We start from the raw sequence: 16349 nt of genomic DNA on the forward strand, positions 1-16349 counted from the left end.
TAACAATTTAGCTTATGCGTACAGTAATAGTTGATATTTCAATCTCGGCGGATGAGTTTATCAAACAGTACCAGTTTTCCAGTGCGGTGGTTTCAACCCATAGCCGAGATGGCCGCAGTGTACGTTTCCCCGCTAATATTTTGCAGCGTTTTATTACTCACGCTGGTGTGAAAGGCAGCTTTCGTATTCAGTTTGATAACAACGGAAAATTTAGCGGAATCGAAAAACTGTAGGATGGATTAGAATCCACCTCAGCTCTTGCATCTCGTTTACGTTTTCTTTCTATTCGTCATTCCCGCGAAGGCGGGAATCCAGCCTGCATGCTTACGCTGTCCGGGATAAATATGGCCTCATTGCACCAAAGGCCGCAACCCCCACCTAATACCTTGGCGCCGCTAACCACAAAAACCACCAGCATTACATAAGAAGAATTATCCCGCACAGCAATGCGCCCCCGCGGGAATGACGTCTTTTTTTAGAAGAGAATTTATGAGAAAGCAGTAGATTTTAATCCACTCTACCTGACAAAAACGGCCCATCAACACAAAGCCTTCTACCATCCGGTGCATTACAGGCTCCACAAATACCCACGCCACATTTCGTCATATAGTCGATAGCACTATGAATTTGTTCATCGCGACAAAACTCTTTCTGCACAGCAACCGCAGCATGTACCATGGGCTCCGGGCCGCAATTATAGAAATACAAATTATCTAACTGCTCTGGTGATAATTCTTGCAAGCGCTTGCGTAGCATCTCAGTGACTAAGCCGTGATGACCTCGGCTGCCATCATCGGTGGCAATATGCAAGGTACTAATATCTTCACATTCTTGGGTAAAGTACAGGCGGTCAGCACTACGGGCACCGACAAAAATTTCAGCTTTGTTTTCACCCTCACCGCCCAGATCGCGGGCAATCTGGTAAACCGCCGCCAAACCGGTGCCGCCACTAACGGCCATAATTTTAGCGCCTTCAGGGGGTTGCACAGGAATACCATGTGGGCCACGGACATAGGCTTCGGTGCCTACTTCCAGTTTAATTAACCGGTCAGTAAATTCACCAAGGTTAATCACCACTAATGAGAAAGGGTCATCGATTAAAGCAGAAAACGGTTTTTCCCCTAAACCGGGAATCCATAAAAAGATAAATTCACCGGCTTGTACTCCCACCTTTTTATCAAAGGTCAAAATAGAAATATCTTCACTGACTTTTTCATTCTTAACCAAAGTGACAGGGTCAAAGCCCATATCAATATCATAACGAATTAATGATTCTGCGTTATCCGTACCGCGCTCAAGGTCAGCTGTTAGAGTGGTGAAGTAGTCAGCTATCTGCTGGGTAGTCATGCCGACTAAAGCAGAGCCTATACCAAAGATGCTGGCGCCGGCGCCTTTAAAGGAGCGCACATTATCAGCACTGCTAATGCCGCCGCAGCCAATAACGGGGATGCTAACAGCCTCGGCAATTTCACTGGCGCATTTAAGGGCAATGGGTAGTACACCTTTACCGGACATACCGCCCAAGCCATTACTTAATACCGGCGCGCCATGACTATAATGGCTACCAGGCCCCAGGGTATTAATGGCACAGATGGCATCGGCGCCACCTTGTTCCGCAGCTTTGGCAATTTCAGCGATATTAGGCACATTGGGGGTTAATTTGGGTACAACCGGCACATCAACCGCCGCTTTAACCGCCGCCGTGATTTCCCTGACCAAGTCAGGGTCTTGTCCCATGGCCATACCGTAGCCCTTGGCATGTGGGCAGGAGAGGTTGAGCTCCAGTCCGTCAGCATGGGGCGCCATAATCCTGGCCACTTCAACATACTCTTCCACGCTGCCACCAAAGATAGAGACCAGTAAAAAGCGGTCTTCGGGAATATTCAGCTCAGCCATAAGTTCGGCAGAGCGCTCAGCTCCCGGGTTGGTTAGGCCTACGGCATTGACGAAGTTACCCGGTGAATACTGGCTTAGAATCGGCTCGCGGTAGCCAGCCCTTGGAGTAGGGCCAATACTTTTGGTGGTCAAAACGCCCACTTCTGGGATTTGATCAAAAAAGGCCTGAATAATTGGGGCGGAGCAGGTCACAATGCCCGATGGGATAGTAAAGGGCGCAGATAGGCTTTTACCGAGGAATTCTGTTTTCAAGAGATGAAGTTCCAGTGCTGATGGTTTGGGAGGCGGTATTTTACAGATATCTGGGGGATAACGCACTACCTGCACTCCCGCTTTCGCGGGAGTGGTATGTAAGGTGTTTTAAGTACGGTGTCTCCTATGGTTTTTAGGATAGCGGCTGGTATGCTTTTTGGAGTTCCTTTTGTTTTGCCGGTGCTTGCCTTTTTTACTACAGATAAAATAAAGCTCTCCCTTGTGGGCTACGGCCTGGCGGAAAACATGATCTTCAGAGTTTGTGTGGCTGTTTTGCATAATATGATTTCCTTATCATCGGGCTGACCCGCTAGCGGGCCAGCAGCTTGGTGAATATTGATACATTTAATAAAAAACTATCCGTTCTGTGATCGCTTACGGGCCATAACTACCCCGGACAAGGCGGTAATAAACAACCATCCCGCAGCAGGAATGGGTACTTCGGCAACCGGTGTGTAACTTCCAGCACTGCCGGGAGTGCCTATATCTCCTGCGCCATAGCTTAAGTTGGCTGGTGTTAGGGCATAGCCTCCACTAATGATCTCAATGCTATTGCCGGGAGTACCAAACATCGAGCTGTTGTAGATAAGGCTATCAATCAAGCTGCCATTAAATTCCAGGATAATGGCATCACTACTATTACCCAGCGTGAAATCGCTATAAACATAATCTGCGGTATAGCCGCCATTACTACTGCTATCGCCATTTCGCCCTAATACAAAATAGTCCCGGGGAGGGATCCATAAGGGCATTGCTGTGTTAATAGTGTGTTGATTGGAGCCATTGTCTCTTATATGCAGGCCATTGAGGTCAATGGGGTTGGAGGTGGTATTAAAAATCTCAAACCATTCTCCATTGCTGTCACTGACGGCGGCCGGGTTGGCCATCATTTCAGTGATAAGCACATTGCCGGGAAAAATTGCAGCCGGTGAAAAGTGAGAGAAAAGAGCGAGTGAACAAATAGTTAAGATGCGCTTGGATAAGCGTTGAAGTGCTGATAACTGCATAGTCATATTCCTTATGTGTGGTTAATCCATTAGTGCCTAATCATTAGGCAAGTTGAATATATCAAAAAAAATTTAAAATGCAATCTAAATAGTTTTTAAGTTTTTCAAGGAGAGTAAGAGCTGATACTCCCCAGACTTTTTAGCAGGGAAAGCTGTATTTTTACCATTTTACTAGCTGTAAAAGTCACTAGTCTCTATGGCCAGCTACTCGTATTGTAATAAAAAATAACAAGAGATAAGTCTGCTATGCAACGCAATACTGCCGAAGTAAGTTTAGAAACCTTAGTCTCCCTGGCCCGTGATGCGGGTATGTCGGTCCATGAAGAATTGCCTGAGCGTTTACAGGGTATGCTGCAATCTCGTCGTGCTAGTGATGGTGCGGCTTATAGGTCGGGTAATAGTAATGCGTTAGAGCGTTTGATGTCTTCAATAAAAATTTAACACCTACTGTCATTCCCGCGAAGGCGGGAATCCAGCCTGCATGTCTATGCTGTTATTTCCACTAAAGTGGAAATCTACAGTGCTGGGTTCCCGCCTTCGCGGGAATGACAGTTGAAACAAAAAAGGCCCGCTCAGCGGGCCTTTTTTGTTGGTAATAATTATTGCGGAAAGACGTTAATGCATTTCCATTTTGTGTATGCCTGAGACGCCGGTATAGCCATCCCATTGGTCGGTGCGCCCTTCGCGCCAGCCGGTTAACCATTGTTGGCGTATATCGCCGTTTTCGTGGGGGCAGGTTTCTTTGTTGCGGCCAGTGGATCCTGCCTGGTAGCCTTTGGAAAATGCTCTTTCAGTCATATCGCGTTTTTGTCTTCTCATAGAATAAGCCTCGTTCTATTTAGTATTTTTAACACAGCATATTGAGCACCCATAAAGCCCATTAGTTCCGCCCTTAGGCTGAGCTATTGGTCGATGTTGGGTGGTTGAAAGGTTGAGCCGATTTTCTTGTTCCTTTTGTTTTCCTTCTGGTTAGGTAAAGCCTGTGAATATTCTTTGTTTATTGTTAGTAGTGGTGAGGGGCTGGAATTGATAGAATCCCGCGCAACTCACAACCTAATCTAAGCAAAACTACCGAATGATGTCGACTGTTGAATTTTTGGCGTTTTGCTAAGACTTGATAATGACACTAACACATAGATTTAGTGTTGTTAAATCAATGGCTTATTTTGTGTAAAATGTGAACTATTCCTTGCTGATAGCTCCTTTGGGTTTGTTTATCTCCATATAGTCTAAGCGCAGTGGGCTGGCTGTATTGTCTCTTTAATTATCGGGTTTTCTACTTCATGTCTCAACCGCTCAGTTTTTTTGCTACCTGTCCCAAGGGATTGGAATCTTTATTGTTGGATGAAATCCGGACTATGGGCGCCTCAAAAGTAAAGGAAACCGTAGCCGGGGTGCATTTTGAGGGTGGTCTGCCATTAGCCTATCGCGCCTGTTTATGGTCTCGTTTGGCGAACAGGGTGCTTATGCCGGTCGCTACAGAGGAGTGTCATAGCGCTGATGATCTGTATAAGGCGGTTAAAGCCATTGACTGGAGCCAGCACCTAAGCCTGGATGGCACCTTTGCTATCGATTTTTCAGGCAAGTTGCGTGATATCAACCACAGTCATTTCGGTGCTTTAAAAGCCAAAGATGCCATTGCTGACTACTTTATGCAGCGGCATGAGCGTCGTCCCAATGTAGATACCGATACCCCGGACGTCAGGGTCAATGTCCGTGTTGCCAAAGGCAAAGTCGTAGTCAGCATCGATTTATCCGGTGAAAGCCTGCACAGGCGCGGTTACCGCCTTAGCGGTGGCAGCGCCCCCCTGAAAGAGAACCTGGCTGCGGCTATCTTATTGCGCGCCGACTGGCCGGGCATTGCTGCCCAGGGTGGTGCCTTATTAGACCCTATGTGTGGTTCGGGCACCTTGCTGATTGAGGGGGCGTTAATGATGGCCAATATCGCTCCGGGCCTATTTCGCGAACGTTGGGGCTTTGATGGTTGGTTACAACATGATGCTAAAAGTTGGCTGCAATTAGTCGATGAAGCGGAAGCGTTAGAGCTACAAGCCAAAAGTCGCCAATGGCCTGAGATACGCGGTTATGACGCCAGCCCCAAAGCGTTAGAGAGTGCCCAGGAAAATATCGACCGTGCCGGTCTTAATGGCAAAGTGAGGGTGCTACGTAAAGAGTTGTCGAAGTTTGTTAAACCGACTCACTCGGATATTGATAGAGGTTTAGTGGTCACCAATCCTCCCTATGGTGAGCGTTTGGGTGATGAGTCTTCACTAATCCACCTATATCGCCACTTGGGCACACGCCTTAAAGAGGAATTTAGTGGCTGGAAAGCCAGCGTTTTTACCGGCAACCCTGACCTCGGTAAGCAGATGGGTATTCGCAGTATCAAACAATACCAAATGTTTAACGGTGCCATTCCCAGTAAATTATTAAATTTTGATATCGGCGAAGCCTCTTTTGTACACGATAGCAGCCGTAAAGTCGGCGCGCCAATTCAAAAGAAAACACTGGATGATTTAGGGGATGGTGCCAGAATGTTTGCCAACCGCCTGCGTAAAAATAAAAAGAACCTGGGCAAGTGGTTAAAGAAAAATGATATCAGTTGTTATCGCCTCTATGACGCCGATATGCCGGAATATGCGGTTGCCGTCGATTATTACGAGGGCTGGGTGCATGTGGCTGAGTATGCTGCCCCTGCTAAAGTGGATGCCGCCGCTGCAGAGCAGCGTCTAAATGATGTGATGCAAGCCATACCCATTGCGTTAGAGGTAGATGCGAAATATGTGGTGTTAAAACAACGCAATCGTCAAAAGGGAAGTAGCCAGTACCGCAAGCAAGAAGAAAGTGGTGAGTTATTTGAAGTCAGGGAAGGGCAGGCCAAACTACTGGTTAATATGAAAGATTATCTGGATACCGGTTTGTTCCTGGATCACCGCCCTGTGCGTTTAAAAATTGCTGAGCTGGCCAAGGGTAATCGTTTTTTAAATTTGTTTTCTTATACATCCACTGCCAGTGTGCATGCCGCTATTGGTGGTGCCACCTTTACCGACAGCGTTGATCTTTCCAGTACCTATCTGGAATGGTCAAAAAAGAATATGGCGCTCAATGGTTTCAGCGAGACCCAGCATCGGATGATTCGTGCCGATGTACTGGAGTGGTTAAAAACCTGTGAAAACCGCTATGATTTAATTTTATTAGACCCCCCCACCTTTTCCAATTCCAAGAAAATGGATTCCACGTTGGATATACAGCGGGATCATATTGAAATTATTCAAGATACGATGAAGCTGTTATCCGCGGATGGCTTGCTAATCTTTTCCAATAACCAGCGCAAGTTTAGTTTGGATAATGACGCCTTAAGCGAATTTACCGTTGAGGATAAAACGGATTGGTCTTTGGATAAGGATTTTCAGCGTTCAAAGAAAATTCATCAGTGTTGGTTTATTCGGCATAATAGCTGACTGTTACCTACGCCGGCGCGAAGTAGAAGAGGTATTTTTCCGTGACTTGGGGCGGCTAGTACCGGGCTTGTTGCGCTTAACGCGGCTGCCATCGGCTCTTGGCGGCAGACCCGTATGCTGGGTTTGCATGAGTTGGCCCTTGGGGGGGACCCAGCTTTTGGGTTGGTAGGGCGGGATCAAATGCTTTTTACCGGTGCCAATTAAATCGGCTCGCCCCATCTCTTTCAGGGCTTCACGCAGCATTGGCCAGTTATCCGCATCGTGGTAACGCAAAAAGGCTTTATGCAAGCGGCGGTGGCGGTGGCCCCTGGGGGTGATAACGCGCTCGGTATTACGGCCTACTTTCTTCAGCGGGTTGCGCTCGGAATAATACATCGCTGTGGCACTGGCCATAGGCGATGGGTAAAACGCCTGTACCTGGTCTGCTCTAAATTCATTGCGTTTTAGCCACAGTGCCAGGTTCATCATATCTTCATCGGTGGTGCCTGGGTGGGCAGCGATAAAGTAGGGGATTAAATACTGCTTTTTACCCGCCAGTTTGGAGTATTTTTCAAACATCTTTTTAAAGCGGTCATAGGTGCCCATGCCCGGCTTCATCATTTTAGATAAAGGGCCGCCCTCGGTATGCTCCGGGGCAATTTTTAAATAGCCGCCAACATGGTGAGTAACCAGTTCTTGAACATACTCCGGTGTTTCTACAGCCAGGTCATAGCGCAAGCCGGAGGCAATTAGAATTTTTTTAATGCCGGGTAATTCGCGGGCATCTCGATATAAATCCACTAGTGGCATTTGATCGGTATCGAGGCTTTTGCAAATATTCGGATAGACACAGGAGAGGCGTCGACAGTTTTGCTCGATTTTTTTGCTCTTACAATTTAAACGCCACATATTGGCGGTAGGGCCGCCAAGGTCCGAGATAACGCCGGTAAAGCCCGGGGTTTTATCGCGGATGTTTTCTATCTCTTGCAGAATAGATTCTTTAGAGCGGCTCTGAATAATACGACCTTCATGTTCGGTAATAGAGCAGAACGTACAACCACCAAAACAGCCGCGCATAATATTGACGGAGTTTTTGATCATATCAAAGGCGGGAATTTTGGCATCGCCATAGCTGGGGTGAGGCACACGCTGATAGGGCAGGCCGAACACGCCATCCATTTCATCGGTTTCTAACGGAATGGGTGGGGGGTTTAACCAGACTTCACGTTCACCATGTTGTTGGACTAAGGCGCGGGCATTACCGGGGTTGGTTTCCAAATGTAACACCCGTGAAGCATGCGCGTATAACACGGGGTCGCTTTTAACTTTCTCATAAGCCGGTAAACGAATAACACTGGTATCGCGGTTTAGTTTATTTTTACGGGCGCTTAGCGGGTCAATAATGGTGACGGTTTGTACATCACTTTGCTTGTCTTTGTCACAGTCTTTGCTGCCGCCACTGTCGCTAACCTCGTAGGGGTTTAAGTGGGGGGTGACTTTACCCGGACTATCTATGGTGGAGGAGTCAATAACTGTCCAGCCATCCGGTACGCGTTTGCGGACAAAAGCGGTGCCACGAATATCTCTAATTTGATGGGCGTCTTCGCCATTGGCAATACGGTGAGCAATGTCAATAATTGCACGCTCGGCATTGCCATAAACTAACAGATCGGCTTTGGAGTCCATTAATACCGAGCGACGGACTTTATCGCTCCAGTAATCGTAATGGGCAATACGGCGCAAGCTGGCTTCTATCGAACCGATAATTACCGGTACGCCTTTAAAAGCTTCCTTACAGCGTTGGGAGTAAACCGCCACAGCGCGGTCAGGGCGCCTGCCACCTTCATCATTGGGAGAGTAGGCATCGTCATGGCGCAGTTTACGGTCAGCCGTATAGCGGTTGATCATAGAATCCATATTACCGGCGGCTACACCAAAGAAGAGATTGGGTTTACCGAGGCTTTGAAAGGCATCTTTAGAGCGCCAGTCTGGCTGGGAGATAATACCCACCCGAAAGCCTTGCGCTTCTAACGTTCTACCTATAACTGCCATGCCAAAGCTGGGATGGTCCACATAGGCATCGCCGGTCACAATGATAATATCGCAGCTATCCCAGCCCAGTTCGTCCATCTCCGCCCGTGACATGGGTAAAAAGGGCGCGGGCCCATAGCATTCCGCCCAGTATTTGCGGTAGGAGAAAAGGGGTTTGGCGGTTTGCTGGTTTTGCTTCATTGGCAGGTAGGGCTAAATGATCGATTGCGGCGCAGTATACGCGATTTGTGCATTATTTGCGCCTTTAGTCCAACTTTGTCATATTGTTGTCATAAAACCTGTTTCTAATAAGTAGAAATTGTTAAAGAAGGTCAGCAGTACAATGCAAGATAAAACGATACTCATAGTTGATGATGAGGCGGCGATTCGCGAGATGATCCGTATGTCGCTGGAAATGGCTGGTTACGACTGCAGTGAGGCAGGGGATATCCAGCAGGCCTATAGCGCTATTGTTGATGATATTCCCGATTTGGTACTGCTGGATTGGATGCTTCCGGGAGGCAGTGGTGTTGAGCTACTGCGTCGCCTGCGTAAACATGAAATGACTGCCGACCTACCAGTTATTATGCTGACCGCCAAAACCGAAGAAGACAATAAAATCCAGGGCCTGGACGTAGGCGCTGATGACTATGTCACCAAACCTTTTGCCCCCAGGGAGCTGCTTTCAAGAATTAAAGCGGTGATGCGCAGGGCAGGCCACAGCGAGCAGGAAAAGCCGATTGAAGTGCTGGGCTTAAAACTGGACCCATCCAGCCACCGTGTTTATGTTAATCAACAGCCTGTTAATATGGGGCCAACTGAATTTAAATTGCTGCGCTTTTTTATGACCCACCAAGAGCGAGCCTATAGCCGTGGGCAGTTGCTTGACCAGGTCTGGGGCGGTAATGTGTATGTTGAAGAGCGTACGGTCGATGTCCATATTCGTCGTTTGCGTAAAGCTTTGGAAACAGAGGCTGCGGACTACGGCAATTTAGTGCAAACTGTACGCGGTACGGGTTATCGCTTTTCTGCAGATGGTTATTCTGCTGAGGCGGCAACTAACCCTTGATCCCTGGTCTTTGACCAGCAACATCTTGAAACCGCTGAGTAAACTAACGCATGCACAATGTCGATTGGAAAATCGAATGCCGTAATTTGGGTCTTATACTGCTGCTGGCAGGGCTCGTAGGTTGGGCTGTTGGTTTACTGCCGTGGTTGTTGTTCTTTTCTTCCCTTGCCTATATTGGCTGGACACTGTTTCAATTACAGCGTATTCAATCCTGGCTGTCCCAAAAAGCGGATACTTACCCCCCCGAAAGCAAAGGCCTTTGGGGCGATGTATTAGATGGTATTTATCGACTGCAACGGCAGGGCCAGGAAGAGCGCTTACGCTTACAGGCCGCAGTAGACTATTTACAGGATTCTTTCGCCTCGCTGGATGATGGTGCCGTGATGATTGATAAGCGCGGTAATATTGAATGGAGCAATGTAGCGGCGGAGAAATTATTAGGCCTGCGTTACCCCGATGACCAATCCCAGCAATTAGTAAATTTAATTCGCTCCCCTGAGTTTATTCGTTATTTTGAAGGGGATGAATACAGCAACTCGTTATTGATCGACTCTCCCCACAATAGCCACTATCAATTGCAGATCAGTATTTCTTACTTTGGCCGTGGCAGCCGGCTATTGTTTGCCCGTGATGTGACTGAAAATAATCGCCTGCAACAAATGCGTAAGGATTTTGTGGCCAATGTTTCTCATGAGTTGCGTACACCATTGACGGTGATAAATGGTTATCTTGAAACCCTGTCGGAGAATATCGGCAACCAGGGCAATGTACAAAGTATCGATATTACCCCCAATGAATTGCGTTGGCGGCGGGCGGTAGACCAGATGCTTAACCAGTCCCGCCGAATGGAGGGCCTGATTAAAGATTTAATAGCGCTATCAAAACTGGAGTCTATACCGGAAGATAGCAAAGATATGCCGCTAGAGGTTGAGCCCATGCTGCAGGCTATTAGAGAGGAAGTGCTTACGGCCTTTAAAGGCAAGCGAGAGATTAATCTCGAATGTGACTCTAGCCTGCGCTTGGTAGGCAATAGCGATGAGTTGCGCAGTGCTTTTGCCAATTTGGTGATGAATGCTGCCAAATACAGCTATGGTGGTGGTGTCATAACCATACGCTGGTATGGCGATACCCGACACTGTTATTTAGAGGTTGAAGATAACGGGGAAGGGATTGATGATATCCATTTACCGCGCTTAACCGAGCGTTTTTACCGGGTTGATAAAAGTCGTTCCATTGAAACCGGCGGCACCGGTCTTGGCCTGGCCATCGTAAAACATATTTTACTGCGTCATCAGGCTGAACTTAAGATAAGAAGTACTTTAGGTGAAGGTAGTACCTTTACTTGTGAATTTCCCAGCATGCGTGCACTTGCGCAGCCCCATACGGCATAAGCCCGAATATTTCACTTCCTTCCAAAAAAATGTCATACAAATGTAACAATTCATTTATATAGTCACCCCATCGATGACGAGCTATTACTTTTAAATCATGGGAGAGACTGATGAAATTAAATAAACAACTAAGAACTACAGCACTTGCAGTGGCTATGGCCGGTGCAAGCCTTTTATCCGTTAATGCGACAGCGGCTGCCAAAGTCGATGCTGACTTGCCGGTTTATGAAAAGGCCAGCGGTGTATCAGGCAACCTGTCTAGCGTTGGTTCAGATACTCTGGCTAACCTGATGACGTTATGGGCGGAAGGTTTTAAGCGTTTTTACCCAAACGTTAACATTCAGATTCAGGCTGCCGGTTCTTCAACAGCGCCACCAGCATTGACTGAGGGTACTTCAAATATCGGCCCTATGAGCCGTAAGATGAAAGATAAAGAGCTGGCTGCTTTTGAAACCAGATACGGTTATAAGCCAACAGCGGTTCCAGTAGCGATTGATGCTTTGGCGGTTTATGTACACAAAGATAATCCAGTAAAAGGTATGTCTATCCAGGACGTTGATGCGGTTTTCTCTTCAACTCGCAAGTGTGGCGGCGCTACCGATATCGACACTTGGGGCAAGGCTGGCCTAACCGGTGCCTGGACTAACCGCGACGTTCAGTTATTTGGTCGTAACTCTGTATCGGGTACTTACGGTTACTTTAAGAAGAAAGCTTTATGTAAAGGCGACTTCAAAAACACTGTAAACGAGCAGCCAGGTTCTGCTTCTGTAGTTCAGTCTGTAGCGACTTCTATTAACGGTATCGGTTACTCGGGTATTGGCTACAAAACTTCAAGTGTTCGCGCTGTGCCATTAAGTAAAAAGCCTGGCCAGACACCTATTGCCGCGACTCCAGAGAACGCCGTTACCGGTGAGTACCCTCTATCTCGTTACCTGTACGTTTATATCAACAAAGCGCCTAATAAGCCTTTATCGCCTTTAGATCGCGAGTTTATCAAGCTGGTATTGTCTAAAGCCGGTCAGGAAGTTGTGGTAAAAGATGGTTATATCCCGCTTCCAGCAAAGGTTGTTGCAAAGCAATCGGCTAAGTTAGGTCTTTAAGCAGGTCTCTTGTTCTAACCCCTCCAGGCTTGTATTAACCACGGTATTTACCGTGGTTTTTTTTGCCCTCCTATACGTCATTCCCGCCCCCGACAAATAAACTGCCCTCCCTAATACTTAACTCCAGAAGTCCGTATGACATTTGTAGTAAATAGGGGGTTGTCACATAACTGTAATATTTCTTACATACAATACGCTCCATGCCAAATACAGATACCCTACAGCCCCAATCCGCAGCCAAGAGCAGCATCTTTGACGACAGCCTTGGTGGCTGGCGTAAAGCCAAAGATAGACTGGCCAACTTCACCATTACAGCAGGTGGAATGGCGGTTTTGCTCGCTATCTTATTGATTTTCTTCTACTTATTGTATGAGATTATACCGCTATTCAAGAGCGCCAGCCTGAAGCCGGTGAGCAGTTATAGTCTGGAAGACAGTAGGGGAGCAGGTTCAGAGCCCCTCTATCTGGCGATGGAAGAGCAGGCCGAAGTAGCGGTTCAGCTTAGGTCTAATGGCCAGATAGACTTCTTTGCTGCCAATAGCGGTAAAACAGTCAAACAATTTCAGCTGCCATTGACCGCTGAATTAACCGCTTTTAGCCTCCATTCTGAACAACAACCCCTATTAGCGATGGCCACCGGCGGCGATGTCCTGCTGGCCAAGCCAGTCTACAAAATCAGCTACCCCAATGATAAGCGTTTGATCACCCCGCAGATTGAGTACCCCTATGGCGAAGAAGGGATTTCAGTCAGTGAGGGCACCATTAATAAAATCGCCGTTCGCGATACCGAAGAGCAGCTATTGTTGCTGGCAGAAGTGGATGGCCAGCTGGAAGGTATACGTTTAGTTAAAGAAGAAGATTTTCTTACCGAAGAAATCCTGCTGGAAGAAGAGATTCTTAATCTGCCTGAAATTGATATCAATATTGAATGGCTGTTAGTAGGCCCGGACCAGCGCTGGGGTTATGTTGTTAGCAAGCGGGGCGACTATCGGGTTATCAACCTGAATAGCGAAGAGATTGTTGATAGCGGCCGTTTAATTGCTAAAGGCCAAGTCACCAATGTACGTTTTCTACTAGGTGAAATCTCCCTAATGATTTCCAGCGACCAGGGTGAAATCCAACAGTGGTTTATGGTGCGCGCTGATGGTGAGCCACCACGCTTGCAAAATATTCGCAGCTTCCAGGGTAGTGACAGTGCGATTAAGTTAACCGCTCCTGAACACCGTCGCAAAGGCTTTTTAGCGGTTGATAGCGACAATACCTTAGCCGTTTACCATACGACTTCTGGCCGCCAGTTACTTTCACAATCTATTGCCGATGCCTCATCCAATATTACTCAGCTAGCTATTTCCCCTCGTGCCAAAGCCTTGCTAACACAAAATGAAAAAGGCGAGTTTAGCTACTGGAAACTGGATAACGAGCACCCTGAAGTTTCCTGGCAAGCCCTATGGGAAAAAGTCTGGTACGAAAGCTATCCTGAGCCAGATTATATTTGGCAGTCCTCCGCATCCAATAACGACTTTGAAGCCAAGTACAGTTTTACGCCCTTAGCCTTTGGTACCTTAAAAGCTGCTTTTTATGCAATGTTAATTGCAACACCGTTGGCCTTATGTGGTGCTATCTACACGGCTTACTTTATGACTCCAGTGGTTCGCCGCAAAGTTAAACCGCTGATTGAATTAATGGAAGCACTACCCACCGTTATTTTAGGTTTCCTTGCGGGTTTATGGTTGGCGCCGTTTATTGAAAAAAATCTTCCCGGTGTGTTTAGTATCTTTTTACTCATGCCCGTTGGTGTTTTGTTGTTTGGTTTTTGCTGGAGCCGGCTGCCGGACAGCTTAAGGTTGCGAGTTCCCGATGGCTGGCATGCCGTGTTACTGATTCCTGTGGTAATGTTTATCGCCTGGGCCTGCGTGGCCGCCAGTGGCAATCTGGAACTGTTGTTTTTTGGTGGCGATATGCGTGCCTGGCTAACCTATGACCTGGGCGTTTCCTATGACCAGCGTAATGCGATGGTAGTCGGTGTAGCGATGGGCTTTGCCGTAGTGCCAACTATCTTCTCTATTGCAGAAGACGCTATTTTCTCTGTGCCCAAATCATTGAGCTATGGCTCATTGGCATTAGGCGCAACCCCTTGGCAAACACTGGTAGGTGTGGTTATTCCTACCGCCAGTCCCGGTATCTTTTCCGCCTTAATGATTGGTATGGGCCGAGCCGTAGGTGAAACCATGATTGTATTAATGGCCACGGGTAATACACCGGTAATGGATGCCAATATCTTTGAGGGTATGCGTACCCTGGCGGCCAATATTGCGGTTGAAATTGGTGAAACAGAAGTAGATAGCTCCCATTATCGGGTTCTATTCCTGGCCGCGTTTGTCTTATTCCTGTTTACCTTTGTTGTAAACACCATTGCAGAAATTGTGCGTCAAAGTTTACGCAAGAAGTATGGTTCTTTATAAATGACTTTAGATAAAGATAAAAAATTGTCCGTTAGAGATTGGGTTCGCAATGGCGACCCCTTTATCTGGATTAATGCCGCCGCAGTCAGTATTAGTGTTGTTGCTGTTATCGGTATTCTGGTGCTATTGGCGGTACGTGGCTTTGGTCACTTTTGGCCCTCCAATGTATTGGAAGCCAACTATGCCCAGCCGGGCTTGGCTGCCCAAAGAATTATGGGTGAAATTGTTGAAACCGAAAGTATCCCCCTTGAGCAATTACTATCGGCCGGTGTAAAAATCGAAACCGATAAAGCTTTTGTTGACCGCACCCTGATAAAGCAAGGTAATCGCGACGTAACCGGTACAGATTTTGTTTGGGTGATCGAAGATTTTATTGGCGATAGAAAATACCCTGAAGCCATTATGACCATTGAGCGCCGTGAGTGGGGTAACTTTTACGGTTATTTACTCGGTGTTAAAGAACAAGGGCAGCCTGTTCAGACCGATGATAATTGGGCTGAATTTCAGCGCCGCATTGAGCGCGCTTTAGATTTACATGGACAAATAGAAGGGATTGAAAAAGGCGCTATTGGCGCGATTAACTACGAGTTAGAGCGCTTGCGTTTAAGTGAGCGGGGCCTGGACCTGAATAAAGGTTTAAGCTCAGCTGAGCGGGCCACCCGTATGGCGGACATTAATGCTGATCGCGCGGTACTGGATCAAGAATACAGTGTGCTGCAAAAGCAATTGGCTGAGTTATACCAGCAAATTAACCGCGATAGCATTACTGCCAAAGCTATAAATGGTGCCGAGGTAGAAATCCAATTAGCTATGGTGGTTCACGCGAACCAACCGAATGGGATGGGCTTGGGTGAAAAAGCGTTTGCCTATCTTCTCAAGTTTTGGGAATTCCTAACCGACGAACCCCGTGAAGCTAATACCGAAGGGGGTATCTTCCCGGCAATTTTCGGTACCGTGATGATGGTGTTGTTAATGTCGGTAATGGTGACGCCCTTTGGTGTCGTCGCGGCGGTCTATTTAAGAGAGTACGCCAAACAAGGTGTACTGACCCGTACTGTAAGAATCGCAGTCAATAACCTCGCTGGTGTTCCCTCGATTGTTTACGGTGTATTTGGTTTGGGTTTCTTTATTTACTTTCTTGGTGCAGAGATTGACCGGGTCTTATTTGAAGCGGCTTTACCGGCCCCTACCTTTGGTACTCCCGGTTTATTGTGGGCTTCATTAACTTTGGCCTTACTAACCCTACCTGTTGTTATTGTGGCAACAGAAGAAGGTTTGGCCCGTATTCCCCGCGCACTACGTGAAGGCAGCCTGGCACTGGGTGCCACAAAAGCTGAAACACTTTGGCGAGTGGTTTTACCAATGGCCAGCCCCGCGATGATGACCGGTTTGATTTTGGCTGTAGCCCGCGCCGCCGGTGAAGTAGCGCCGTTAATGTTAGTGGGTGTTGTAAAACTCGCCCCGTCATTACCCGTTGATGCCAATTACCCTTATTTACACTTAGACCAGAAATTTATGCATCTGGGCTTCCATATTTACGATGTGGGTTTCCAAAGCCCCAATGTTGAAGCGGCCAGGCCACTGGTTTACGCCACAGCCTTATTGTTAGTGGTTATTATTGCCTTATTGAACTTTAGCGCGGTAGCCTTACGTAACCATCTGCGTGAAAAGTACAAATCACTGGAAATGTAGCCTGGAAAT

At 47.4% G+C, this 16349-nt stretch carries 12 protein-coding genes; 8 read left to right on the top strand and 4 right to left on the bottom strand.

What is annotated here, in order from left to right; translation table 11 throughout:
- Positions 1–14: 14 nt before the first annotated feature.
- A complete protein-coding gene (locus P8H32_RS00965) occupies positions 15–233 on the top strand; it encodes a DUF2835 domain-containing protein (RefSeq protein ID WP_297292347.1) in 219 nt (72 codons plus the stop codon).
- Positions 234–507: 274 nt separating this feature from the next.
- Here P8H32_RS00965 and P8H32_RS00970 read toward each other — a convergent pair whose 3' ends face one another.
- Together P8H32_RS00970 and P8H32_RS00975 are read right to left on the bottom strand one after the other, a co-directional pair.
- Positions 508–2148 carry a tRNA-dihydrouridine synthase gene (locus P8H32_RS00970; RefSeq protein ID WP_301088220.1) on the bottom strand — a complete coding sequence of 547 codons (1641 nt, stop codon included), beginning with the start codon at positions 2146–2148 and terminating at the stop codon, positions 508–510.
- A gap of 356 nt (positions 2149–2504) precedes the next feature.
- A complete protein-coding gene (locus tag P8H32_RS00975; protein ID WP_301088221.1) occupies positions 2505–3155 on the bottom strand; it encodes a lamin tail domain-containing protein in 651 nt (216 codons plus the stop codon).
- Positions 3156–3401: 246 nt separating this feature from the next.
- Between P8H32_RS00975 and P8H32_RS00980 the strand changes: the two genes are divergently transcribed.
- On the top strand, positions 3402–3596 hold the full coding sequence (locus P8H32_RS00980) for a hypothetical protein (protein WP_301088222.1): 195 nt from the start codon (positions 3402–3404) through the stop codon (positions 3594–3596).
- 174 nt (positions 3597–3770) lie between these two features.
- Here P8H32_RS00980 and rmf read toward each other — a convergent pair whose 3' ends face one another.
- Positions 3771–3974, bottom strand: coding sequence for a ribosome modulation factor (gene rmf, locus P8H32_RS00985; protein WP_297291666.1), 204 nt, complete (start codon positions 3972–3974; stop codon positions 3771–3773).
- Positions 3975–4438: 464 nt separating this feature from the next.
- Between rmf and rlmKL the strand changes: the two genes are divergently transcribed.
- Positions 4439–6616 carry a bifunctional 23S rRNA (guanine(2069)-N(7))-methyltransferase RlmK/23S rRNA (guanine(2445)-N(2))-methyltransferase RlmL gene (rlmKL, locus tag P8H32_RS00990; RefSeq protein WP_297291667.1) on the top strand — a complete coding sequence of 726 codons (2178 nt, stop codon included), beginning with the start codon at positions 4439–4441 and terminating at the stop codon, positions 6614–6616.
- 3 nt (positions 6617–6619) lie between these two features.
- Here rlmKL and P8H32_RS00995 read toward each other — a convergent pair whose 3' ends face one another.
- Positions 6620–8827, bottom strand: coding sequence for a YgiQ family radical SAM protein (locus P8H32_RS00995; RefSeq protein WP_297291668.1), 2208 nt, complete (start codon positions 8825–8827; stop codon positions 6620–6622).
- A 142-nt stretch (positions 8828–8969) separates the two neighbouring features.
- On the opposite strand from P8H32_RS00995, the gene phoB reads away from it, so the two are divergent.
- The 5 genes from phoB (at position 8970) to pstA (ending at position 16340) form a co-directional block, all read left to right on the top strand.
- Entirely contained in the window at positions 8970–9695 is a 726-nt protein-coding gene (phoB, locus tag P8H32_RS01000; RefSeq protein WP_301088223.1) for a phosphate regulon transcriptional regulator PhoB, read from the top strand.
- 50 nt (positions 9696–9745) lie between these two features.
- The gene (gene phoR, locus P8H32_RS01005; RefSeq protein ID WP_301088224.1) at positions 9746–11086 is read left to right on the top strand and encodes a phosphate regulon sensor histidine kinase PhoR; all 1341 of its coding nucleotides are present in this window, start codon (positions 9746–9748) and stop codon (positions 11084–11086) included.
- Positions 11087–11196: 110 nt separating this feature from the next.
- Positions 11197–12186, top strand: coding sequence for a PstS family phosphate ABC transporter substrate-binding protein (locus tag P8H32_RS01010; protein ID WP_301088225.1), 990 nt, complete (start codon positions 11197–11199; stop codon positions 12184–12186).
- 200 nt (positions 12187–12386) lie between these two features.
- Entirely contained in the window at positions 12387–14648 is a 2262-nt protein-coding gene (locus P8H32_RS01015) for an ABC transporter permease subunit (protein WP_301088226.1), read from the top strand.
- Complete coding sequence (gene pstA / locus P8H32_RS01020) at positions 14649–16340, top strand: phosphate ABC transporter permease PstA (RefSeq protein ID WP_297292472.1); 1692 nt, start codon at positions 14649–14651, stop codon at positions 16338–16340.
- Positions 16341–16349 lie beyond the last annotated feature (9 nt).

The sequence above is a fragment of the Oceanicoccus sp. genome (genome assembly GCF_029238675.1).
Classification (GTDB): domain Bacteria; phylum Pseudomonadota; class Gammaproteobacteria; order Pseudomonadales; family Dasaniaceae; genus Oceanicoccus.

Coding starts and splice junctions, on each gene's coding strand:
- P8H32_RS00965 (WP_297292347.1), top strand. CDS start 15: ATGCGTACAGTAATAGTTGATATTTCAATCTCGGCGGATGAGTTTATC.
- P8H32_RS00975 (WP_301088221.1), bottom strand. CDS start 3,155: ATGCAGTTATCAGCACTTCAACGCTTATCCAAGCGCATCTTAACTATT.
- P8H32_RS00980 (WP_301088222.1), top strand. CDS start 3,402: ATGCAACGCAATACTGCCGAAGTAAGTTTAGAAACCTTAGTCTCCCTG.
- rmf (WP_297291666.1), bottom strand. CDS start 3,974: ATGAGAAGACAAAAACGCGATATGACTGAAAGAGCATTTTCCAAAGGC.
- rlmKL (WP_297291667.1), top strand. CDS start 4,439: ATGTCTCAACCGCTCAGTTTTTTTGCTACCTGTCCCAAGGGATTGGAA.
- P8H32_RS00995 (WP_297291668.1), bottom strand. CDS start 8,827: ATGAAGCAAAACCAGCAAACCGCCAAACCCCTTTTCTCCTACCGCAAA.
- phoB (WP_301088223.1), top strand. CDS start 8,970: ATGCAAGATAAAACGATACTCATAGTTGATGATGAGGCGGCGATTCGC.
- phoR (WP_301088224.1), top strand. CDS start 9,746: ATGCACAATGTCGATTGGAAAATCGAATGCCGTAATTTGGGTCTTATA.
- P8H32_RS01010 (WP_301088225.1), top strand. CDS start 11,197: ATGAAATTAAATAAACAACTAAGAACTACAGCACTTGCAGTGGCTATG.
- P8H32_RS01015 (WP_301088226.1), top strand. CDS start 12,387: ATGCCAAATACAGATACCCTACAGCCCCAATCCGCAGCCAAGAGCAGC.
- pstA (WP_297292472.1), top strand. CDS start 14,649: ATGACTTTAGATAAAGATAAAAAATTGTCCGTTAGAGATTGGGTTCGC.